Here is a 21,659-nt window from a genome sequence, read left to right as displayed (position 1 = left end):
CGGTGCGTCAGCTTTTGCGCAGGACCAGTTCCGTGTTGCGGTCCTTCGGCTTGCCGGCCAGCGTCGTGCGGGCGCCCGGCGCGTTGAAGGACAGCTCCCGGTAGAGCGAGGCCAGGTTCGTCGCGGTCAGGTGCGCGGGGGTCGCCTGGTACGGGGCCGCCGATTCGATGAGCGTCGTGAACAGGGACAGGGTGCCGTCGTGGTTGTCCGCGATCTCGATCACCCGGGCCAGTTGCGGGAAGTCCACGTGCGAGGCCGTCGAGATCTCCCAGAAGCCGGGGGCGCCGTCCGCACCCGGGTGCGGGGTGATCTTGTTCTTGTGGCTGTGGCCGTTCACCCAGGCCAGGACCGGCCGGTGGGCGGCGAGGAGCGCGGTCAGCTCCGCGCCGCCGTGGCGTTTCTCGCGCGGGCGCTGCGGGTCCGGGTTGAGGTTGCGCATCGACTTGCTCGTGTGGTGGGAGAAGACGATCACATGGGCACGGTCGGCTTCCGCCCGGTCCAGTTGGGCCTTCAGCCAGGTGAGTTGGGCCTCGCCGATCGAGCCCTCGTAGTGGCCGCCCGGGTCCGTCGTGTCCAGGCTGATGCCCCGCACCCCGGGCGCGACGGTGAACGTGTAGTACTGCGTGCCCTCGTCCAGGTTGGCCTGCGTGTAGCCGTGGCCCAGGGGGCCCGCGCCCCGGTGCGCCGGGTCCAGGTGCGCGGCCAGGTACTCGGCCGGGGTGAACGGGGCGCGGGACGCGTCCGGGGTGACCTCGCGCATCTGTCGCGACCGGGCCGTCAGCAGCTGCTTGAACGCCGCGCCCTTCAGGTCGCCGCCGCGCTCCACGTTGTCCCAGATCGCCTCGCCGTCGCGGGTGGGGAGCTCCATCAACTTGCGGTCGCCCACGGCGAACTCGGCGAAGAACGGGTCTGCGGGGGCGTAGCAGCCGCCCGGGAGCGCGTCGTGGTTGCCGACCGTCGAGTACCACGGGACGGTCAGGCCCGGGCTCCGGAGGGGGCTGATCGCCGCCTTCAGGAAGCCTTCGATGCGGGGGAAGGCGTGGGCCCGCTTGTCGTTGTCGGGGAGCTTCGAGTCCGGGTGCCAGTACAGCTTCAGGCCGCTGTTCTGCACTCCTTCGTAGTGGGCCGGGTCTCCTGTGTTCGGTGTGATGCCGCCGCCGCTCATCGTCTTGAGGAACCAGTCGAGTTCGCAGCGGGCGTTGTTGTCCGTGTTGTCGCCCGTCGTCATCACGCAGTGCAGGGGGGAGGCCGTGACCGGGCCGCCCGGGAGGCTGTTCACCCGCTCCACCAGCGAGATGGCGCCCGCGACCGAGAGTGCCTCCTGGGGGCGCCAGGCGCTGGACGTCGCGCCGCGCAGGTACTCGTAGCGGAGCGGGTTCTGTACGTCCACGAGGTGCATGTCGGTGAACTGGACGAACGCGGCGAGCGGTGTGCGGCGGGTCTCCCTGCTCCGGTGCGGGGCCGCCAGGTCGTCGCGGGTCACCCTCGCCCAGCCGGGGCCCGCGGTCAGGTGGCGGTAGGCGTGGGTGGGGGACGTGTGCGGGGTCGCCGTCTCGGCCAGGGTCGTGCCCTGCGTGTACGGGGCCCTCGTGACGGGCGTCGTGGTCGTACGTGCCCTGGTGGCGGGCGGGTTCGTCGGGCCGGCGGCGGCTTCGCCGGGGGCGCCCAGCGCGTAGCCGAGGCCCGCGGTGAGGGTGGCCGCTCCGGTCGCGGTCAGTAGGGTGCGGCGGTCCAGTCGTACGGCTTGCGTGACAGAGCGTGTGCGCGGCATGGCGCGGTCTCCCCTGGTGCGGACGCGGCGACAAGTTCCGTCTTGGATGCTTGGCACCGGGGGTGGCCTGCGCGTGAACGGCGACGCAACGGGCGTCGCCTATCGGCGTACTTGGATCAGGGCGCTCGCAGTGTTGGGGGCGGGGGCGGTGAGCGGCTTTGTGACCGTCACTCTGTGTTCACCTTGCGGGGAAGGACGTGGCCCGTCGGGGGGCGGGTGCGCCAGAGTTCGAGGCCCACGTCCACCAGCTCGACGCGGGGCAGTTCGGTCACCGCGTCCAGGTCGTGCCATGCCGCCATGTCCGTCGAGCCGTTCTCCTCGTGCCGCAGGGTGCCGCCCGTGATCTCGCCCTCGTAGACCAGACGGAGTCCGTGGAAGTCGGCGACCTTGCCGAGCTTGCGGGGGTAGCGGCGCAGGACCGAGTGCACGCCGATGAGAGTGCCGGGGGTGAAGGCGTAGCCCGTCTCCTCCTCGACCTCGCGGATCACCGTGTCGTACGGGTCCTCGCCGTGGTCCATCCCGCCGCCGGGCAGCGTCCAGCGCTTGGTGCCGTCGCCCGCGACCCAGCGGGCCAGGAGGATCCGGCCGTCGCGCACGCACACGGCGTAGGCCGCCACCCGCAGCTCTTTATGCATCCCCTGACGCTAAGACCTGTTCCTTGATTACGCCTGGTCGACGTCAAAGTTGCGGCGCACGGAGACGCTGCGACCGGTGGTCCCCTTGGTGCCGGTTTGCCGGGTGTGGCGTATGGCGGGTCTACGCCACGGCCTGAACCCGCCTCGGGCAAGTCTCCCCAAAGTGTGGTCACTTACGTAAAGCTGAGCGGTCATCCGGCACCGAAATCCGGATCCCTTTCGATCTCACCTTGGGATGCTGATGACCTCCGATCCCCAGCACGCGCCGATATCGGGTGCGAGACGCGCGGCCCGGCTCGCGGCCGCCGCCGGCCTCGTGGCCGCGCTCACCGCGGCCGGGCCGATACCCATGGCCCTCGCCGCCGATTCACCGGCCACCGACCCTGCCGTCAAGGCGTCGAGCGACAAGCTCGGCGCCCAGGACGCGGAACTTCTCGCCGACGCCCAGGCCGACGGCAAGAAGAACGTGACCGTCATGGTCGCCACCGCGCCCGGCAGGACCGAGGCCGTGGCCGAGCAGCTGGACTCCGTCAAGGGCGGCTCCGTCGGCCGCACCTACGACAAGCTCGGCTATGTGCGGGCCACTCTGCCGACCGGCCGGGCCGAGGCCGCCATCAAGGCCGCCGAGAAGCTCGACTCGGTGCACGGCATCGACCTCCGCCAGGAGATCGCGCTCGACGACCCGACTCCGGCCGCCGACTCGGCCAAGGGGACCGAGTCGGCCACCGGCTCCGCCGCCGGCCCGGGCGCCGACACCCCCGCCAAGAACCCGTACAACCCGTCGTTCGAGACCGGGGCCGTCGACTTCGTCGCGAAGAACCCGAAGGCCGACGGGCGCGGTGTCACCATCGGCATCCTCGACTCCGGTGTCGACCTCGGGCACCCCGCGCTCCAGAAGACCACCACGGGCGAGCGCAAGATCGTCGACTGGGTCACGGCGACCGACCCGATCGTGGACGGCGACAAGACCTGGCGGCCGATGATCACCTCCGTCACCGGGCCCACGTTCACGGCCAACGGGCGGACGTACAAGGCGCCTTCGGGCACCTTCGGCTTCAGCACCTTCAAGGAGAGCGACACCGCGGGCGGCGACGCCAAGGGTGACGCGAACCGGGACGGCGACACGACCGACGTCTGGGGCGTGCTGTACGACGCCGCCAAGGGCACCGTCACCGTGGACGTCAACGACAACGGTGACTTCACCGACGACGCCGCCATGAAGCCGTACAAGGACGGCTACCAGGTGGGGTACTTCGGCACCGACGACCCCAAGACGGACGTAGTCGAGCGGCAGCCGTTCGTGGTCGAGATCCGCAAGAGCGTTCCGATGGATCCGTACGGGGGCGACTGGGTCGGCAAGAAGGTCGACTTCGTCAACATCGGCGTCATCGAGTCCGAGCACGGCACGCACGTCGCCGGTATCACCGCCGCCAACTCCCTGTTCGGCAACAAGAACATGAACGGCGCCGCGCCCGGCGCCAAGATCGTGTCCTCGCGCGCCTGCTCCTGGAGCGGTGGCTGCACCAACGTCGCCCTGACCGAAGGCATGATCGACCTCGTCACCAAGCGTGGCGTCGACATCGTCAACATGTCGATCGGCGGACTGCCGGCCCTCAACGACGGCAACAACGCGCGGTCCGAGCTGTACACGCGGCTCATCGACCAGTACGGGGTCCAGCTGGTCATCTCGGCCGGCAACTCCGGGCCGGGCGCCAACACCATCGGTGACCCCGGACTCGCCGACAAGGTGCTGTCCGTCGGCGCCGCCATCTCCAAGGAGACCTGGGCCTCCAACTACGGCTCCGTCGTCGAGAAGCCGTACGCGATGATGCCCTTCTCCTCCCGCGGTCCGCGTGAGGACGGCGGCTTCGCTCCGGCCATCACCGCGCCGGGCGCCTCCATCAACACCACCCAGACCTGGCTGCCGGGCTCCCCGGTCGCCGAGGCGGGCTACGCGCTGCCGGCCGGCTACTCGATGCTCCAGGGCACCTCGATGGCCTCCCCGCAGGCCGCCGGTGCCTCCGCGCTGCTGATCTCCGCCGCCAAGCAGAAGAAGATCGACCTCACCCCTGCGAAGCTGCGCACCGCGCTGACGTCGACCGCCCACCACATCAAGGGTGAGCAGGCCTACGCCGAGGGCTCCGGTCTGATCGACGTCGTCGACGCCTGGGACTCCATCCGGGACGGCGCCACCGCGCACACCTACGCGGTCAAGGCTCCGGTCGACACCGCGATCGACTACGCGCTGAAGACGCCCGGGTTCGGCACCGGTCTCTACGACCGCGAGGGCGGCCTGAAGGCCGGTGAGCGGAAGACCTACGAGGTCACCGTCACCCGTACCTCCGGCTCCTCGACGCCCGTGCTGCACCAGCTCTCCCTCGCGAACAACTCCGGCGGCACCTTCCGGATCGCCGGGCCCACCCGCGTGTGGCTGCCGCTGAACAAGCCGGTCACCGTCAAGATCCAGGCCACCCCGGCCTCCGCCGGTCTGCGCAGCGCGATCCTGCGCGTCGACGACCCGAAGACCGAGGGTGTCGACCAGCAGGTCCTCGCCACCGTCGTCGTCTCGACGCCGCTGGCCAAGCCCGCGTACACCTTCCAGGCGAAGGGCTCGGTGCAGCGCAACAGCACCACCTCGTACTTCGTCACCGTTCCCGAGGGCGCCAAGTCGCTCCAGGTGCGGATGAGCGGGCTGAAGGAGAAGAGCCAGACCCGGTTCATCTCCATCCACCCGTACGGCGTTCCGGTCGACGAGACCTCCACGCCGAGCTGCTACCCGAACTACGAGAACCCGGCCAACACCTGCCGCCCGGACCTGCGTTCCTACGCGGACCCGCAGGCCGGTGTCTGGGAGATCGAGGTCGAGTCGCGCCGTACGTCGCCACTGCTCGACAACCCGTACACGCTGGACGTCGAGGCGCTCGGTACCGCGTTCGACCCGGCCGTGCAGACGCTCCCCGAGGCGAAGGTCGGTACCCCGGCCGACGTGTCGTGGAAGGTGACGAACAACTTCGCCGCGATCGACGGCGGCAAGCTCCAGGGCGGTCCGCTCGGCTCCTCGAAGTCGACGCGTCCCACCATCGCCGGCGGTGCCACGCAGACGACGACCGTCGAGGTGCCCGAGGGCGCCGAGCGGCTCGACGTCAGCATCGGCAACGTCTCCGACCAGGCCGCCGACCTCGACCTCACGGTCCTCAAGGACGGCAAGCCGGTCGCCTCGTCCGCCGACGGCGACTCGGAGGAGTCCGTCAGCATCGACAAGCCGGCCGCCGGCACGTACACGGTGGAGGTCGCCGGTTACTCGGTGCCGTCCGGTTCGACCGCGTACGACTACGTCGACGTCTTCTACTCGCCGTCCCTCGGCACGGTGAAGGTCGACGAGTCCAAGCCCGTGTCGCTGGCCAACGGCGCGTCCACGGACGTCACCGCCCAGGTCACCGCCGCGGCCGCCGCACCGGAGGGCCGTGAGTTCTTCGGCCAGGTGCAGCTGCTGAACGAGCGCGGCGTCGCCGCGGGCGTCGGCAACGTGAAGATCGAGAAGGTCACCCCGTAGCAGTCAGGGTGGCCCGGTAGGGGCGGGCGCCGGTCTCCGTGACCGGCGCCCGCCTCTCTTTTTGTCCGCGTCATCCGTGGTCGCACGGCAGGTTCTTCGCTCCGGGGAGCGCGTCGACGACCCTCGTGCGCAGCGAGGTGCGGTCCTTGCCCAGGGCCCAGTTCTCCGGCTCCCGGGAGCCCACGGGAATGCTGATCAAGGGGCGGTCGCCCGGCTTCAGGCGCGGCAGCACGTCCCGGTCCATCGGGAACGTCACCGTCCGCGCCCCGGTCTCCGGCTTGAAGTACCGGGTGACCCGCAGCGTGATCCGGTCCTGGCGGGTGCCGGGCACGGGGTCGACCCGGACCACCGCCCCCTCGGCGATGAGGGCCGAGCAGGCCACGAAGCCCTCGGGGGTCCGCTTGGCGTCCTCCCCCGCCTCGGCTCCCGCTCCTGCGGCCTTGTCGGCGCTGCTCAGCGAGGAGGTACCCGCCCCGTTCACCCCCAGCCACACCAGGCCGCCCGCGAGCGAGGCCACGCAGGCCGCGACCAGGGCGCCGACCGCGATACGGAAGGGCCGGCGTCGGCGGGCGGGAGCCGCGATCGGGCTCCGGTCCGGTTCCTCGCGGGCGGCGAGACTGTCGCCCAGGCCGTGCAGCTGCGCGCGCAGGAGGGCGAGGTCGGCCTCGATCCCGGCCGCCGCGGGGTCGTCGGCCGGGAGCCGCTCGCCCGTGAGGGCCCGCATCAGGAGCCGGTCCTCGTGCGTCTCGTCCGGCACCTCACACCACCTCCTGTTCGTGCAGCCGGGCCCGCAGCGCCCGGACCGCCGTGTGCAGCCGGCTCTTGACCGTGCCCTCGGGCACGCCGAGCTCCGCCGCGATGTCGCGGACCGGCAGATCCGCGTAGAAGCGCAGCACGACCACCTGCCGCTGCTGGTCGGGCAGCTGGTCCAGGCCCTGCGCGACCGCCATCGACAGGACGCGGGTGTCGGCCGCGTCCCGGGCGTTCTCCTGGCGCAGGGACGCCAGGCGCTCGCCGAGCCGTTCCTGCCGACGGCGCGCCCGGTGCCAGTCCATGGCCAGGTTGGAGGCCACGACCGCCGCCCACGCCGACACGTCGCGCGGCGCCTCCTGGCCCTTCGCCGCCCGCTCCAGAAGGCGCAGCCGCACCTGCTGCACCCCGTCCGGCAGGTCCGCGTACGGCACCCCGCCCAGCGAGAGCACGGCCCGCACCCGGTCCTCGACCGCCGCGTCCAGCGGGTCGTCGGCCCGCCCGCGCCCCGCTCTGCGCATGCTCCGCAGCAATGCCCCTCCCCCTTGCTTCGTGTGTCCTACGACGCCGGAGGCCCCCGAAAGGTTCGACGGATTCTGTGGCCTGTCGCACAGCGTCCCAGGGGTCGGACAATGGATTGGACAAGTCGGGTCTGGACAGACGCATCATGGACGTACCCCCAGGCCGGATGGCCGCACGCACGTACGGAGGAACCTGTTGTGAAGGTCGGAATCGTCGGAGCCACCGGTCAGGTCGGCACGGTCATGCGCAAGATCCTGGTCGAGCGGGCCTTCCCGATCGAGGAGCTGCGCCTTTTCGCCTCCGCGCGCAGCGCCGGGTCGGTCCTGGACGGTGTGACGGTCGAGGACGCGTCGACGGCCGACTACTCGGGCCTGGACATCGTGCTGTTCTCCGCCGGTGGTGCCACGTCGAAGGCGCTCGCGGAGAAGGTCGCCTCCCAGGGCCCCGTCGTGATCGACAACTCCTCCGCCTGGCGCAAGGACCCCGAGGTCCCGCTGGTCGTGTCCGAGGTCAACCCGCACGCGATCGCGAACCGCCCCAAGGGCATCATCGCCAACCCGAACTGCACGACGATGGCCGCCATGCCCGTGCTGCGTCCGCTGCACGACGAGGCCGGTCTGGAAGCGCTGGTCGTCGCCACGTACCAGGCCGTGTCCGGTTCGGGCCTGGCCGGTGTCGCCGAGCTGCACGGGCAGGCGCAGAAGGTCGTCGCCGACGCGGACAAGCTGACGCACGACGGCGGCGCCGTGGACTTCCCGGAGCCGAACGTCTACAAGCGGCCCATCGCGTTCAACGTGCTGCCGCTGGCCGGTTCGATCGTGGACGACGGTCTGAACGAGACGGACGAGGAGCAGAAGCTCCGCAACGAGTCCCGCAAGATCCTGGAGATCCCCGAGCTGAAGGTCTCCGGCACGTGCGTCCGGGTCCCCGTCTTCTCCGGGCACTCGCTGCAGGTCAACGCCCGTTTCGCCCGCCCGCTGAGCGTCGAGCGCGCCACCGAGCTGCTGGCGGCGGCCGAGGGTGTCGAGCTGTCCGACATTCCCACGCCGCTGCAGGCCGCCGGTCAGGACGCCTCGTTCGTGGGCCGCATCCGCAACGACGAGACGGTCGAGAACGGTCTGGCGCTGTTCATCTCCAACGACAACCTCCGCAAGGGCGCCGCGCTGAACGCGGTGCAGATCGCGGAGCTGGTGGCGCAGGAGCTGTCCGCCAAGAAGTAAGTGGCACGACCTCACACGTCAGGGGCGGTCGCCGGTTCTTCCGGCGACCGCCCCTGACGTGTGTCCGGGTCCGGCCCGGTCAGCGGGCCTGCGGGCGTTCGACGGCGAAGTGGAGGCAGCCGTACTCCACCGCCCTGACGTGGACGAGGGCCACCTCGGGGTCGGCGAAGGCCTCGTCGAGGGCTGCGTCGAAGCCCGCCGTCGCGTCGGCGGGGATCTCCAGGAGGCGGCCGCCCGCGATGTGGCCGCGGGTGTCGTAGCGGCGCAGGGTGCGCAGGGCGCCGGGGCGGTCGAAGGGGTAGCGGTCGGGGTCGGGGACGTGGCCGGGGCAGTCCTCCGGGGTGGCGTGGAGGAAGACGGGGCCCTGTTCGTCGTAGGCGCCGGGGCGCGCTCCGGTCGCGGCGGCCCAGCGGCGCAGCGGCGCGTAGGAGACGAGGGCGATGCGCTCGCCGGTCTCGATGGGCCGCAGGCAGCAGCGGAGCGGGGAGCCCGCGTCGGCTTCGGTCGCCGTGTACGGGGTGCAGGGGCGGCCCGCGTCGTCGGTGGTGCGCAGTTCCTTGAGCGCGGTGGCTGCGATGGGCTGTGCGTCGTACCTGGTCATGTCCTCCACGGTGCTGCGTGGTGCGCGGTTTCACCGGCGGAAAATGGACATCGCCTTCCCGTACCCCTCGTGGAAGGATGACCCGAAACGTCACAAGCGTAGACCGCCAGTAGAACCGCCATTGGAGATGACCGCGTGCCTGGGACCAACCTGACCCGTGAAGAGGCGCAGCAGCGGGCGAAGCTGCTCACCGTTGACTCCTACGAGATCGATCTCGACCTCTCGGGCGCCCAGGAGGGCGGCACCTTCCGGTCGGTGACCACCGTCCGCTTCGCGAGCGCGGAGGCCGGTGCCGAGACCTTCGTCGACCTGATCGCCGACGCCGTGCACGAGGTCGAGCTGAACGGGCGGTCGCTGGACGCCGCCGCCGTGTTCCAGGACTCCCGGATCGCCCTGACCGACCTGGCCTCGGGGCCGAACGAGCTGCGGGTCGTCGCCGACTGCGCGTACACGAACACGGGCGAGGGCCTGCACCGCTTCGTGGACCCGGTCGACGAACAGGCCTATCTGTACACGCAGTTCGAGGTGCCGGACGCGCGGCGCGTGTTCGCCTCGTTCGAGCAGCCGGACCTGAAGGCGACGTTCCAGTTCACGGTGAAGGCGCCGGCGGGCTGGACCGTGATCTCCAACTCGCCGACGCCGGAGCCCAAGGACGACCTGTGGGTGTTCGAGCCGACGCCGCGGATCTCCACGTACATCACGGCGCTGATCGCGGGCCCGTACCACGCGGTGCACTCCTCGTACGAGAACGCGGAGACGGGGCAGTCGGTGCCGCTGGCGATCTACTGCCGGCCGTCGCTGGCCGAGTTCCTCGACGCGGACGCGATCTTCGACGTGACGCGGCAGGGCTTCGACTGGTTCCAGGAGAAGTTCGACTACGCGTACCCGTTCGCCAAGTACGACCAGCTGTTCGTGCCGGAGTTCAACGCGGGCGCGATGGAGAACGCGGGCGCGGTCACCATTCGTGACCAGTACGTGTTCCGGTCCAAGGTGACGGACGCCGCGTACGAGGTGCGGGCGGCGACGATCCTGCACGAGCTGGCGCACATGTGGTTCGGCGACCTGGTCACCATGGAGTGGTGGAACGACCTGTGGCTGAACGAGTCGTTCGCGACGTTCGCCGAGGCGGCCTGCCAGGCGTACGCGCCGGGTTCGCAGTGGCCGCACTCGTGGACGACGTTCGCCAACTCGATGAAGACGTGGGCCTACCGGCAGGACCAGCTGCCCTCCACGCACCCGATCATGGCCGACATCCGTGACCTGGACGACGTGCTGGTCAACTTCGACGGCATCACGTACGCCAAGGGCGCGTCGGTGCTGAAGCAGCTCGTCGCGTACGTCGGCATGGACGAGTTCTTCCAGGGCGTGCAGGCGTACTTCAAGCGGCACGCGTTCGGGAACACGCGGCTGAGCGATCTGCTGGGCGCTCTGGAGGAGACCAGCGGGCGTGATCTGAAGGCCTGGTCGAAGGCGTGGCTGGAGACGGCCGGTATCAACGTGCTGCGGCCGGAGATCGAGACGGACGAGCACGGTGTCATCACCTCGTTCGCCGTCCGCCAGGAGGCGCCGGCGCTGCCCGAGGGCGCCAAGGGCGAGCCGACGCTGCGTCCGCACCGCATCGCGATCGGTTTCTACGACCTGGACGACGAGAGCGGCAAGCTGCTGCGCGGCGAGCGCTTCGAACTCGACGTCACGGCGACGGAGACGACCGAGGTCGCCGAGCTCGTCGGCAAGCACCGCCCGGCCGTGATCCTGCTGAACGACGACGACCTGTCGTACGCGAAGGTCCGGCTGGACGAGAAGTCGCTGGCGTACGTCGTGGAGCACCTCGGTGACTTCGAGGCCTCGCTGCCGCGCGCGCTGTGCTGGGCCTCGGCCTGGGACATGACGCGGGACGCGGAGCTGTCCACGAGCGCGTACCTGGACCTGGTGCTCTCGGGTGTCGGCAAGGAGTCCGACATCGGTGTGGTGCAGTCGCTGCACCGCCAGGTGAAGCTGGCGATCGACCTGTACGCGGACCCGGCCCGCCGGGACGCGCTGCTGACCCGCTGGACGGAAGCGACGCTCGCGCATCTGCGGACGGCCGAGGCGGGCGGCGACCACCAGCTGGCGTGGGCGCGCGCGTTCGCGGCGACGGCCCGTACGCCGGAGCAGCTCGACCTCCTCGAGGCGCTGCTCGACGGCTCGGAGGTCATCGAGGGCCTGGCCGTGGACACGGAGCTGCGCTGGGCGTTCGTGGAGCGGCTCGCGGCGGTGGGCCGGTACGACGAGGCGGAGATCGCCGCGGAGTACGAGCGGGACCGTACGGCGGCGGGTGAGCGGCACGCGGCGACGGCGCGGGCGGCCCGTCCGACGCTGGAGGCGAAGGAGGCGGCGTGGGCCTCCGTCGTGGAGTCGGACCAGTTGCCGAACGCGGTGCAGGAGGCCGTGATCGCGGGGTTCGTGCAGAGCGATCAGCGGGAGCTGCTGGCCTCGTTCTCGGAGCGGTATTTCGCTGCGCTGGGTGAGGTGTGGGAGTCGCGGTCCCACGAGATCGCTCAGCAGATCGCGATCGGGCTGTACCCCTCGCTCCAGGTGTCGGAGTCGACGCTCGCGGCGACGGACTCGTGGCTGGAGTCCGCCGGGCCGAACGCGGCGCTCCGTCGCCTTGTCTCGGAGTCCCGTGCGGGTGTTTCGCGGGCCCTTGCCGCGCGGGCGGCTGACGTTTAATCCGCCTACGGTCCGGGGGCCGCGCGTTTCGCTCGCGGCTCCCGGCCCGGTGGGGGCTGGTCGCGCAGTTCCCCGCGCCCCTAGAGGCGAGCGGCTTCGCCGCTCAGCCTCTATCGGGGAGATGCCACCCGAAGGGTGTGCATCTCAGGGGCGCGGGGAACTGCGCGACCAGCCACGACGCACCCGCACCCGGGAACGGTGAAGGCCGGGCAGACGCTCCCCCCGTAGCGCCGCCCGGCCTGGTCACCGGCCCACTGGAGATCAGGCCTGACGGAAGCGGTCCTCCAGCGCGGCCCGGCCTTCCTGGGTCAGGGAGCCGTGCACCCGCATGCGGGCGACGCCCCCGTCGGGGAACGCGTCCAGACGGATGTGCGTGGCGACGGCCTGCGCGGCGAGCGGGAAGCGGTGCAGCGTGTCGGGCTGCAGCTTGGTGCGGGGAATGATCTCGAACCACTCGCCGGTCTCACCGTTGCGGCCGCTGACGGCGACCCAGCCGGCCGAGTTGCCCTTGAGGTACGCGGTGTCGATCTCGATGGCGCGGACGGCACCCTGCGCGGCGAGCCGGAAGCGTACCCAGTCGTTCGTGCCGACGACGCGGCGGCGGCGGTTCTCCCAGCCGTCGTCCATCTTCTGCGAGGTGCCCGGCAGGATGATCTGCGTCGGCGACGAGTAGAACTTGTCGGACGCGTCCTCGTAGGCGCCGCCGTTGAGTACGGCCGCGAGGTCGAAGGTGCCGAGCGCGTCGAGCCACTCGGGGTCCGGGAGGACCTCGCCGTGCACGCGGAGGCGGGCGATGCCGCCGTCGGGGTGCTGGCAGACCCGGATGTGGGTCCAGCGGCGCTCGGAGGTGACGGTGAAGGCGTTCGCCGCGTGGCCCTTGACCTGGCTCTTCGGGACGATCTCCTCCCACTTCACGTCGTCGGCGAGGAGCTCGTCGGGGCCGGGGGCGCCGGGCACCGAGGTGGCCTGGATGCTGACCTTCTGCGGGTAGTTGCCGCGGAAGTGGGCGGTGTCGACGATGATGCCGCGGATGATGCCGGGGGCACCGAGCCGCACGATGGCCCAGTCGTGGTCCTCGGGGGCCGGGAACGGCTGCTCGGCGTTGCCGCGGCGACGGCGGGTCTCCCAGCCGTCCATGACCTTGCCCTTGTGCCCGAAGTGCTCGGGGTCGAAGACGGCGCGCTCGCGTATGAGGAGGTTCTCGCGCATGGCGAAGAACTCGTCGTTCGCGGCGATGACGCCCGCGCCGAGGCGGCGGTCCGCCAGGTCGACGAGGTCGGCGAACGCGTCGACGTCACCGAAGGTGCGGTAGTCGGCGTACGGGTCGCCGCCGCCGTAGGGGTTGGCGTCGTTGGCGTGCGGGTCGTCGGTCGCGGCGTTGGCCTCGGAGGAAGTCGTCATACGTCCACTGTCGGGCGAGGCACCACATAGGTCCATCGAAAGTTTCCGAGGTCGCTTTTCAGCTCACCTGAAAGGTTCGGTCTGCCTGAACGTTCCCTGCCCGAGTGTTCAGTCGGAGGGGGTGGGTTCGGTGCGCTGGACAGTGAGCGCGCCGAGGACTCGCCGCACCGTAGCCCATTCCTCGGCCCCCTTGCGCACGGCGGCCACGACGTGGCGCACGGGCCGGTCGGCGCCGAGGGGGCACATCACGACGCCGTCGCGGCGGGCGGCGGCCATCCGGGGCACGAGGGCGACGCCCATCCCGGCCTCGACCATGGCGAGGATCGCGGTCCAGCCGGCGGCGCTGTGGGCCTGCTCGGGCACGAAGCCGGCGGCCTCGCAGGCGGCGGTGGTGATCTCGGACCAGGGGCCGGAGCCGCCGAAGATCCAGGGTTCGCCGGCGAGGTCGGCGAGCCGCAGGCCCGGTTCGTGGGCCAGCGGGTGGCCGACGGGCAGGGCGACGTCGAGCGGGTCGGCGAGCAGCGGCACCCGCGTGAACTTGGGGTCGCGGGCGGTCGGCGCGTGCGCGGCGAGGGAGAGGGCGAGGTCGACGTCGCCGGACGAGAGCAGCTCGTAGGCCTGCGCCGCCTCGGCCTCTCGGACCCGGACGGTGATGCCGGGGTGCGCGGCGCGCAGCGCCCGTACGGCGGGCACGACGAGGGCGGGGACGGCGGTGGAGAACGCGGCGACCCGGACGACGCCCGCGTCCCCGTGCACGTACTGCGCGAGTTCGGCGTCGGCGCGCTCCAGCTGGGCGAAGACGGCCTCGGCGTGACGCAGGACGAGGCGGGCGGCGTCGGTGAGCCGGACGCGGCGGCCCTGGGCCTCCAGGAGCGGGACGCCGAGCTGTTTGGCGAGGTTGGTGAGCTGCTGGGAGACGGCGGAGGGGGTCATGAGGAGGGCCTGGGCGGTGGCGGTGACCGTGCCGCGCTCCTGCAGGGTGCGCAGGATCACCAGCTTCTTGATGTCCCACCGTTCGCGGCGCAGTGCCGCCCGCAGCTCTTCCTCGCTCATGGCTTAAACGTACGGGACGGACTGCCCGCGTCATTCTAAAAAGCTTGACATCAAGATTCTCGATACCGAGACTCTTCGCCATGGGGAGTGGGCGAGAGATCAAGAACGGGCGGGGCGCGGGGCTGCTCGCGCAGGTGCGGCGGCCTCCGGGGGGCCGGGACGCGCGGACGATGCTGCTGGGGCAGTTCCTGGACCGGGCGGGCACGGGCGTGTGGGCGGCGTCCTCCGTCCTGTACTTCACGTTCGTCAGCGGGCTCGACGGCGGACGGCTCGGGCTGCTGCTCGGCGCCGCCGGGGTCGCGGGCGTCGCGGGCTCCCCGCTCGCGGGCCGGCTCGCCGGGCACGTCCCGGTGCGGACGCTGCTGATCTGGTGCCATCTGTTGCGGCTCGCGGCAGTGTGCGCGCTGCTCGTCCTGGACGGATTCTGGGCGCTGCTGCCCACGGTGGCGCTGATCTGCGTCGGGGACCGGGCCGCGAAGACGCTGGAGATGGTCTTCGCCGCGGAGGCCACCGGGGACCGGCGCGCCACGTACCAGGCGCTGTCGCGGAGCGTGGCCAACGCGGCGTACGGGCTCGGGGCGGGGGTCGCGGCGATCGGGCTCGCGGTCGGCACGGACACCGCGTACCGCGTGCTGATTCTCGCGAACGCGCTGTCGTTCCTCGCGGCGGCGGCCCTCACAGCCCGGACCGCGCCGCGCCCGCCACGCCGCCCCGAACCGGCCCCGGCGGGCCGCAGCGCCCGGCCCTCCGCCGGTCCGTGGCGCGACCGCGGCTATCTCACCTTCGTGCTCCTCGACATCCCGCTGAACGTGGACGACGCGATCCTCGGGGTCGGTCTGCCGCTGTGGCTGGTCCACCGCACGGACGCGCCGCATCTCCTGATCCCGGCGTTCCTGGTGATCAACACGGCGATGGTCGTCCTCCTCCAGCTCCGCGTGACGGCGCGCTTCGAGGGTCCGTACGGCGCCCTGCGCGCACTGTCCCGCTACGGCCTGCTGACGGTGCTGGGGTGCGGGCTCCTCGCGGTGTCCGGCGCGGGCGGCGCCTGGTCCGCCTCCCTCGCCCTGCTCGGCTCCACCGTGCTGATCACCCTGGCCGAGCTGATGCGCTCGGTCAGCTCGTGGGAACTGGCGGTGTCGCTCGCCCCGGCCGACGACCGCGCCGCGTATCTGGGCGCCGCCGGTGTCTCCCCGTCCGTGGAGCGCTCGGTCGGGCCGCCGGTCCTGACGTCCGGGGTGATGGCGGCGGGCCCCGCGGGCTGGCTGGCCCTGGGCGCGGCGACGGCGGCCGTCTGCGTGGCCCAACGGAGGCTGTGCGCCCGACGCCTGGACTCGATGCGCTCGAACGCGCCGGGCCCGGAGCCAGTCAGTCCCGCAGCGACGCGTCCAGCGCGGACATGAGCCGCGCCGGACGGCCGCGCCCCTCGGGTGCGCGGGGATAGCGGCGCAGCACGTCGATCAGTACGGGTGTGGCGCGCGCCCGGGCGGCTTCGAGCGCGGCGGCCCCGGCCGCGGGGTCCTCGCCGGCCTCGATCTCCGCGATCCGCGCCGCGTTGGCCGCCGCCCGCAGGATGTGCCCCACCTGGTGCGCCTTGGCGATCGGGTGCAGGTAGGCGGCGGACGCGGCGTCCCCGGCGGCCTGCGCCGCCAGCCGCGCGGCCTCGGTGCCGGCGTCCTTCGCGGCGCGGTGCGCGTCCATCGAGGCAACCCGCTGGAGCCGGCCCCGCGCCGCGCCGCCCACGAACTCCTGTGCCGCGTCGAGCGCGGCCCGCGGCCGGGTGTCCCCGGGCACGGCGCGCTCGAACACGGGCAGCACCTGCCGCGCCGCCTCGGTGGCGTACCGGGCCACGGCCCGCAGCTCCTCCACGGTCAGCTCGAAGTCACCGCTCGCGTCCGTCATCCGGCCGATTCTGGCACCCGGGTCAGGGAGGCCAGGACGACGCCGGTCAGGATCAGGGCCATGCAGCCGAGCCGGGCCCAGGTCATCGACTCGCCGAGCAGCGCGTACGAGAGCAGCGCCACGCACACCGGCTGGAGGTAGTAGACGGCTCCGGCGCGGGCCGGGCCGATGTGGGCGATCGCCTTGTTCCAGGCGAAGAAGGCGAGCGCCGAGGAGACGACGCCCACGTAGAAGAGGGGCGCGATCGTGGCGGTGCTCGGCGTGAAGCCGCCCTGGAGGGCGAGGCTCGTCAGGTAGGCGGGGAGGAGCATCAGGGTGCCGAGGGCGAAGGTGGCGAACAGGAAGGTGACGCCGCCGAGTTCGGCGGGGCGGCGGCGCAGCAGGGCGCTGTAGGAGCCGAAGGCGAGCGCCGCGGCCACGACCCACAGGTCGCCCGGGGCGAGGTCCGGGGAGAGCGAGCCCTTGCTGACCAGGAGGACGACTCCGGCGCAGGCGAGGAGAGTTCCGGTGACGCGGCGGGCGCCGAGGCGGGCGCCGCCGAGCCGTTCGTACAGCGCCATCAGGACCGGGGACGCGGCCATGATCATGCCCATGTTGCCGGCGGAGGTGGTCAGGCCCGCCTGGTTGACGAGTGTGTTGTAGACGGTGACGCCGAGGAGGGCCGCCAGGGTGACGAAGCCCAAGTGGCGGCGGATCAGGGCCCGTTGACGCCAGACCGCGCGGGCACCGAAGGGGGCGACGGCCGCTGTCGCGATGATCCAGCGCCAGAACGCGTGCTGGACCGGGGGCACGCTGTCGTGCAGGGCGCGGGCGGTGACGAAGCTGCCGGACCAGACGACCGTGGCGAGGAGGGCGAGGGCCAGGCCCGCACCGAGGGTGCGGGTGGCGGCCTTGGCGGGGCGTGCGGCGGGGACGGCGGCGCGGGGGCGGTCCAGGAGTGACAAGTGGGGCGGCATCCGTTCTGGAGAGGGCGGCGGGTGGATTCCCGTTCTCGCGTTCCACCGTCGCAGCGCACACCTGTCACGTCCAGCGAATGTTTCCGTAGGGATCTTTCAGCCATCCTGAACAGTAGAGCTGAACAGTAGAGCTGAACTGCCGACCTGAGGCGTCAGGCCTCCAGATAGGCCAGGACCGCCAGGACACGGCGGTTGTCGCTCTCCCCCGGGTACAGGCCCAGCTTCGTGAAGATGTTGCCGATGTGCTTGGCGACCGCCTTCTCGGTGACGACCAGCGACTCGGCGACTCCCGCGTTCGAGCGGCCCTGCGCCAGGAGGCCGAGGACCTCGCGCTCGCGGGCGGTCAGGGAGCCGAGGCGCTGGTCGCGGATCTTGCGGCCCAGGAGCTTGGAGACGACCTCGGGGTCCATCACCGTGCCGCCCGCCGCGACCTGCTCGATGGTCCGCAGGAACTCCGCCCCGTCGGTGACCCGGTCCTTGAGGACGTAGCCGACCGCGCCCGCCCCGTCGGCGAGCAACTCCCGCGCGTACAGCGGCTCCACGTACTGCGAGAGCAGCAGGACGGGGAGCGCGGGGACCTCGCGGCGGGCGGCGAGGGCCGCGCGCAGGCCCTCGTCGGCGAAGTCCGGCGGCAGGCGTACGTCGACGATCGCGACGTCGGGGCGCTCGGCGAGGAGGGCCTCCAGGAGCGCGGTCCCGTTGTCCACGGCCGCGACGACCTCATGGCCGAAGGCGCCGAGGAGCCGGACGAGACCGTCCCTCAGCAGGAAGTGGTCTTCGGCGACGACAACGCGCACGGCACCTCCATCGAGATCTGCGTCGGGCCGCCGGCCGGACTGTGGACGGCGAGGACCCCGTCGAAGGGGGCGAGCCGGCGCTCGATGCCGGCGAGGCCGCTGCCGCGGGCCGGGTCGGCGCCGCCGTGCCCGTCGTCGGTGACGCTGACGCGCAGGGCGCCGCGCTCGGGGTCGTGGGCGAGGTCGATCCAGAGCCGCTCGGCCTCCGCGTGCTTGGCCGCGTTGGTGACCGTCTCGGCGATCGCGAAGTAGACCGCGGACTCGACGGGCGGCTCGGGGCGGGCCGGCAGGTCGACGGTGACCTCGGCGTCGAGCGGGCTGAGCAGGGCCAGGGACCGTACGGCATCGGCGAGTCCGCGGTCGGCGAGGACCGGCGGGTGGATGCCGCGGACGAGGTCGCGCAGCTCCTGGAGGGCGGCCGAGGAGGAGGCGCGGGCCTCGGCGAGCAGGGCGCGGACCGCCTCGGGGTCCTTGTCCAGACGGTGTTCGGCCGCGTCGAGGGTCATGCCCATCGCGACGAGCCGGGCCTGCGCCCCGTCGTGCAGATCGCGCTCGATGCGCCGCAGTTCGGCGGCGGAGGTGTCGACGGCGTCGGAGCGGGTCGCGGCGAGGTGGGCGATCCGCGCGGCCATCACCTCCTGCTCGCTGGGGGCGAGCGCGGAGCGCACGAAGCGGGCGTGGCGGTCGACGAGGGACGGGGCGAGCCGCAGTCCGGCCGCGGCGAGGGCCAGACCGAGCAGGCCCGCCATGAGGCCGGTCGGGACGTCCGTGACATGGATCGCGGTGTACCAGAGGCCGTCCCAGCCGGCGTCCGTCGACAGGTACCAGCCGAAGCAGGCGAGGAAGACGCCCCACAGGCCGTAGCCGACGAGCCCGACAGGGACCGCGACGACCAGCCCGGCGACGAAGGAGTACAGGGCGACCCAGCGCCATTCCCGCAGGCGCTGCGGGTCCTCGATGAGCCAGCGGTAGCGGGCCACGACGCCGTGCCGCTCGCGCTCCCCCGTGCTCGGGGCGGGCGCGGCGCCGACCGTGATCCCGGACCAGCGCTCGGCGAGCGTCCGCTCCCGGTCGACGAGGCGGCGCATGCCGCGGGCCGCCCACGGCAGCAGGCCGGGCACCGGGGTCCACACGGCGAGGCCCACCATCGTCGTCCAGTGCATGGCCACCACGGACAGCCACCACAGGTGGTGTGCGCGCCGCAACGCCCTGATCCGCTTCATGTCCCCCAGCTCCCCTGGCTCGTCGGGACGGCGCGCTGCCGTCACCGCAACGAGTATGTGGCGAACTCCGCGGGGAAATCGGTGGAGTTAACTCCCCTGTTCTCCGCGAGCTCGCCGGCCCACGCCACGTATCCGTCGGGCCGCACCAGGAGCGCGGTGCGCCGCTCGCTCGCCCAGTGCGCGACCTTGACGCGGGCGCTCTCGTACGCGGCCCCTCGGGGCAGGATCAGCACGAACTCGCCCGCGCGCAAGGCTTCGTAGAGGCGGACGCCGTCGCCGAGGAGGACGTCGGGGACGCGGGTGCCGGTGAGGCGGTGGGCGCCCTTGGGGGCCGGGTAGCGGAAGCCGAGGCCGGTGATCTGGCCGATGACCTTGTCGCGGGCGGGGCGGACCCGGCCGAGGAAGCCGGTGAGGGCGGCGCGGGCGGCGAGCGTCCAGGGGTGCTTGGCCATCGCCATGCGCACGATGCCGCCGCTGCTGCGCAGCACGGCCTTGCCGACGGCGTGCCGCTCGGTCTGGTAGGTGTCGAGGAGGGCGTCGCCGGCCCGGCCCTCGACGACGGCGGCGAGCTTCCAGCCGAGGTTCGCGGCGTCCTGGAGGCCGGTGTTCATGCCCTGGCCGCCGGCCGGGGTGTGCACGTGCGCGGCGTCGCCGGCGAGCAGGACGCGGCCCAGGCGGTAGGCGGGCGCCTGGCGTTCGTCGCTGTGGAAGCGGGACATCCAGCGGGCGTCGTGCATGCCGTAGTCGCGTCCGAGGGCGAGCCGGGCGATCTCCTTGATCTCGTCGAGGTCGAGGGGCTCGGAGTCGGGCACGTTGCGCGAGCGGTTCCAGCCGATGACGCGGTAGTAGCCGTCGCCGAAGGGGGCGATGAAGGCGAAGGCGTCGCCGACGGCGCTGACGGTCAGCAGGTTCTCCGGCTCCTCGGCGAGCCGTACGTCGGCGAGGACGACGGAGCGGATGACGGACTTGCCGGGGAAGGGCAGGCCGACGGCCTCGCGCACGGAGCTGCGCATGCCGTCGGCGCCGACCACGTACGCGGCGCGCAGCAGGTCGGTGCTGCCGTCGGCCCGGCGGACCCTGAGGGTGACCCCGTCGGCGTCCTGGGCCAGGCCCGTCACCTCGGTCTCGTAGGAGAAGGTGACGCCGGCGTCGACAGCGCGGCGCTCCAGGACCTGCTCGACCTCGTACTGCGGGATGACGAGGAGGTGGTCGAAGCGGGTGGGCAGGCCGGTCAGTTCGATGGAGAGGCTGCCGAACAGGCGCAGCCGGTCGAGCGGGCGGCCCTTGGCCTCGATGTCGTCGGCGACGCCGCGGGCGTCGAGCTGCTCCAGGGTGCGGGCGTGGACGACGAAGGCGCGGGAGAGGTTGCTGATCTTGTGGGGGCGCTTCTCCACGAGGGTGACGGGGACGCCGGCGGCGGCCAGGTCGCCGGCGAGCAGCAGCCCGGTGGGGCCGGAGCCGACGACGATGACGGAGCGGGAGCTGTCGTGCGCGGTGCCGTTCATGGTGGCCTCCTGCGGACTTCAGAGAGCGGGCCAACGGTTGTTGGCCAACGCTTGTGGGTCAACGCTTGTAGGCAAACGTAGAGCCGGACACTGGACGTGTCAACGGGTGTTGGCCTACGTTTGTTGGCATGAGCGCGCATCAGCAGGTGAGCCAGGAGTCCGAGCAGGCCGGGAAGGAACCGGCGGCCCGGCGGTCGGACGCCACGCGCGCCGCGATCCTGGCGGCGGCGCGGGAGCGGTTCGCGGCGGACGGGTACGAGAAGGCGACGATCCGCGCCATCGCGCGGGACGCGCGCATCGATCCGTCGATGGTGATGCGCTACTTCGGCAACAAGGAGGGGCTGTTCGCGGCGGCGGTCACGATCGAGCTGAGCCTGCCGGACCCGGCGTCGATCCCGCGCGACGAGCTCGGCCGGACCCTGGTGCGCCACTTCCTGTCGCTGTGGGAGGAGAACGAGGTCCTCACCGCGCTGCTGCGGGCGGGCGCCACGGACGCGGCGGCCGCCGAGCGGATGCAGGGGGTGCTGCGGGAGCAGTTGGTGCCGGTGGTCCTGGGCACCTGTCCGGACCCGGCGCAGGCGCCGGTGCGGGCCGCGCTGTGCGCGTCACAGGTGCTCGGCCTCGCGTTGACCCGGTACGTGCTGAGGTTCCCGGGGAGCGTGGCGCTGGAGCCCGAGCAGATCGTGGACTGGCTCGGCCCGACGGTGCAGCGCTACCTCACCGCGGAGCGGCCCTGAAACCCCGGGAACGCGCTGAGGGCGCCCGTCGCGACGCTGTCGCGGCGGGCGCCCTCAGCGGGGAAACTCTGCGGGTCAGCCCTGCTTCTGCTGCTTGCGGGACTTGTCGCCGATGATCACCAGACCGGCGATGACCAGGAACAGCACGATCGGGGCGGCCACGTAGAGGCCGAGCGTCTCGATCACGCTCAGTCCCTGACCCGGGTCGTCACCGTCGTCGCGCGTCAGCGCGAGCGCGGGAGACGACATGAGCAGCATCATCAGCGTCGTACCGGAGGCCAGGGCGCCGGCGCGCAGGGCGTTCTTCTTGTCCACGGTGCCAACGTA

General features: G+C 72.1%; 18 protein-coding genes. 5 read left to right on the top strand and 13 right to left on the bottom strand.

The annotated features are described in order from the left end of the window. Window positions 1–7: 7 nt before the first annotated feature. Together ACZ4E1_RS20400 and ACZ4E1_RS20395 are read right to left on the bottom strand one after the other, a co-directional pair. Window positions 8–1,771: a TIGR03767 family metallophosphoesterase gene (locus ACZ4E1_RS20400; protein ID WP_467541036.1), complete on the bottom strand. Its 1,764-nt coding sequence runs from the start codon at window positions 1,769–1,771 to the stop codon at window positions 8–10. Between the two features lie 167 nt (window positions 1,772–1,938). Further along, on the bottom strand, window positions 1,939–2,406 hold the full coding sequence (locus tag ACZ4E1_RS20395) for an NUDIX hydrolase (protein WP_467541034.1): 468 nt from the start codon (window positions 2,404–2,406) through the stop codon (window positions 1,939–1,941). A 241-nt stretch (window positions 2,407–2,647) separates the two neighbouring features. Here ACZ4E1_RS20395 and ACZ4E1_RS20390 point away from each other — a divergent pair, with 241 nt between their 5' ends. Continuing rightward, window positions 2,648–5,959, top strand: coding sequence for a S8 family serine peptidase (locus ACZ4E1_RS20390; protein ID WP_467541032.1), 3,312 nt, complete (start codon window positions 2,648–2,650; stop codon window positions 5,957–5,959). A gap of 70 nt (window positions 5,960–6,029) precedes the next feature. Here the strand turns inward: ACZ4E1_RS20390 and ACZ4E1_RS20385 are convergent, their stop codons facing one another. Both ACZ4E1_RS20385 and ACZ4E1_RS20380 read right to left on the bottom strand, forming a co-directional pair. Further along, window positions 6,030–6,716, bottom strand: a complete 687-nt coding sequence (locus tag ACZ4E1_RS20385; protein ID WP_467541030.1) for a hypothetical protein — start codon at window positions 6,714–6,716, stop codon at window positions 6,030–6,032. 1 nt (window position 6,717) lies between these two features. Beyond that, window positions 6,718–7,230 (bottom strand): sigma-70 family RNA polymerase sigma factor, encoded by a 513-nt coding sequence (locus tag ACZ4E1_RS20380; protein WP_467541028.1) that lies wholly within the window; start codon window positions 7,228–7,230, stop codon window positions 6,718–6,720. Window positions 7,231–7,428: 198 nt separating this feature from the next. On the opposite strand from ACZ4E1_RS20380, the gene ACZ4E1_RS20375 reads away from it, so the two are divergent. After that, a complete protein-coding gene (locus tag ACZ4E1_RS20375; protein WP_467541026.1) occupies window positions 7,429–8,451 on the top strand; it encodes an aspartate-semialdehyde dehydrogenase in 1,023 nt (340 codons plus the stop codon). A gap of 79 nt (window positions 8,452–8,530) precedes the next feature. Here ACZ4E1_RS20375 and ACZ4E1_RS20370 read toward each other — a convergent pair whose 3' ends face one another. Further along, on the bottom strand, window positions 8,531–9,052 hold the full coding sequence (locus ACZ4E1_RS20370; RefSeq protein ID WP_467541024.1) for a DUF1203 domain-containing protein: 522 nt from the start codon (window positions 9,050–9,052) through the stop codon (window positions 8,531–8,533). A 135-nt stretch (window positions 9,053–9,187) separates the two neighbouring features. Here ACZ4E1_RS20370 and pepN point away from each other — a divergent pair, with 135 nt between their 5' ends. Next, complete coding sequence (gene pepN, locus ACZ4E1_RS20365) at window positions 9,188–11,761, top strand: aminopeptidase N (RefSeq protein ID WP_467541022.1); 2,574 nt, start codon at window positions 9,188–9,190, stop codon at window positions 11,759–11,761. A 261-nt stretch (window positions 11,762–12,022) separates the two neighbouring features. On the opposite strand, the gene alc is transcribed toward pepN, so the two are convergent. Together alc and ACZ4E1_RS20355 are read right to left on the bottom strand one after the other, a co-directional pair. Continuing rightward, window positions 12,023–13,162, bottom strand: coding sequence for an allantoicase (gene alc, locus ACZ4E1_RS20360; RefSeq protein WP_467541020.1), 1,140 nt, complete (start codon window positions 13,160–13,162; stop codon window positions 12,023–12,025). A gap of 108 nt (window positions 13,163–13,270) precedes the next feature. Further along, window positions 13,271–14,215 (bottom strand): LysR family transcriptional regulator, encoded by a 945-nt coding sequence (locus ACZ4E1_RS20355; RefSeq protein ID WP_467541018.1) that lies wholly within the window; start codon window positions 14,213–14,215, stop codon window positions 13,271–13,273. An 80-nt stretch (window positions 14,216–14,295) separates the two neighbouring features. On the opposite strand from ACZ4E1_RS20355, the gene ACZ4E1_RS20350 reads away from it, so the two are divergent. Beyond that, window positions 14,296–15,615, top strand: a complete 1,320-nt coding sequence (locus ACZ4E1_RS20350) for an MFS transporter (protein WP_467541016.1) — start codon at window positions 14,296–14,298, stop codon at window positions 15,613–15,615. Here the strand turns inward: ACZ4E1_RS20350 and ACZ4E1_RS20345 are convergent. The 5 genes from ACZ4E1_RS20345 to ACZ4E1_RS20325 form a co-directional block, all read right to left on the bottom strand. After that, window positions 15,581–16,114 carry a putative immunity protein gene (locus ACZ4E1_RS20345; protein WP_467541014.1) on the bottom strand — a complete coding sequence of 178 codons (534 nt, stop codon included), beginning with the start codon at window positions 16,112–16,114 and terminating at the stop codon, window positions 15,581–15,583. The genes ACZ4E1_RS20350 and ACZ4E1_RS20345 overlap by 35 nt on opposite strands. Then, window positions 16,111–17,058, bottom strand: a complete 948-nt coding sequence (locus ACZ4E1_RS20340) for a DMT family transporter (RefSeq protein WP_467541012.1) — start codon at window positions 17,056–17,058, stop codon at window positions 16,111–16,113. The genes ACZ4E1_RS20345 and ACZ4E1_RS20340 overlap by 4 nt, the downstream gene beginning before the upstream one ends. A gap of 164 nt (window positions 17,059–17,222) precedes the next feature. Next, window positions 17,223–17,867, bottom strand: a complete 645-nt coding sequence (locus ACZ4E1_RS20335; protein ID WP_467541010.1) for a response regulator — start codon at window positions 17,865–17,867, stop codon at window positions 17,223–17,225. After that, on the bottom strand, window positions 17,831–19,090 hold the full coding sequence (locus tag ACZ4E1_RS20330) for a sensor histidine kinase (protein ID WP_467541008.1): 1,260 nt from the start codon (window positions 19,088–19,090) through the stop codon (window positions 17,831–17,833). The genes ACZ4E1_RS20335 and ACZ4E1_RS20330 overlap by 37 nt, the downstream gene beginning before the upstream one ends. Window positions 19,091–19,131: 41 nt before the next feature. Continuing rightward, window positions 19,132–20,595 (bottom strand): FAD-dependent monooxygenase, encoded by a 1,464-nt coding sequence (locus ACZ4E1_RS20325; protein ID WP_467541006.1) that lies wholly within the window; start codon window positions 20,593–20,595, stop codon window positions 19,132–19,134. 128 nt (window positions 20,596–20,723) lie between these two features. Between ACZ4E1_RS20325 and ACZ4E1_RS20320 the strand changes: the two genes are divergently transcribed. Continuing rightward, on the top strand, window positions 20,724–21,332 hold the full coding sequence (locus tag ACZ4E1_RS20320; protein ID WP_467541004.1) for a TetR/AcrR family transcriptional regulator: 609 nt from the start codon (window positions 20,724–20,726) through the stop codon (window positions 21,330–21,332). A 75-nt stretch (window positions 21,333–21,407) separates the two neighbouring features. Here ACZ4E1_RS20320 and ACZ4E1_RS20315 read toward each other — a convergent pair whose 3' ends face one another. After that, on the bottom strand, window positions 21,408–21,647 hold the full coding sequence (locus tag ACZ4E1_RS20315; protein ID WP_399125772.1) for a hypothetical protein: 240 nt from the start codon (window positions 21,645–21,647) through the stop codon (window positions 21,408–21,410). Window positions 21,648–21,659: the final 12 nt, after the last annotated feature.

The organism is Streptomyces sp. NPDC025806 (genome assembly GCF_055558275.1).
Note: the sequence above shows the minus strand (reverse complement) of the source record. Positions and strands in the feature narration are given on the sequence as shown.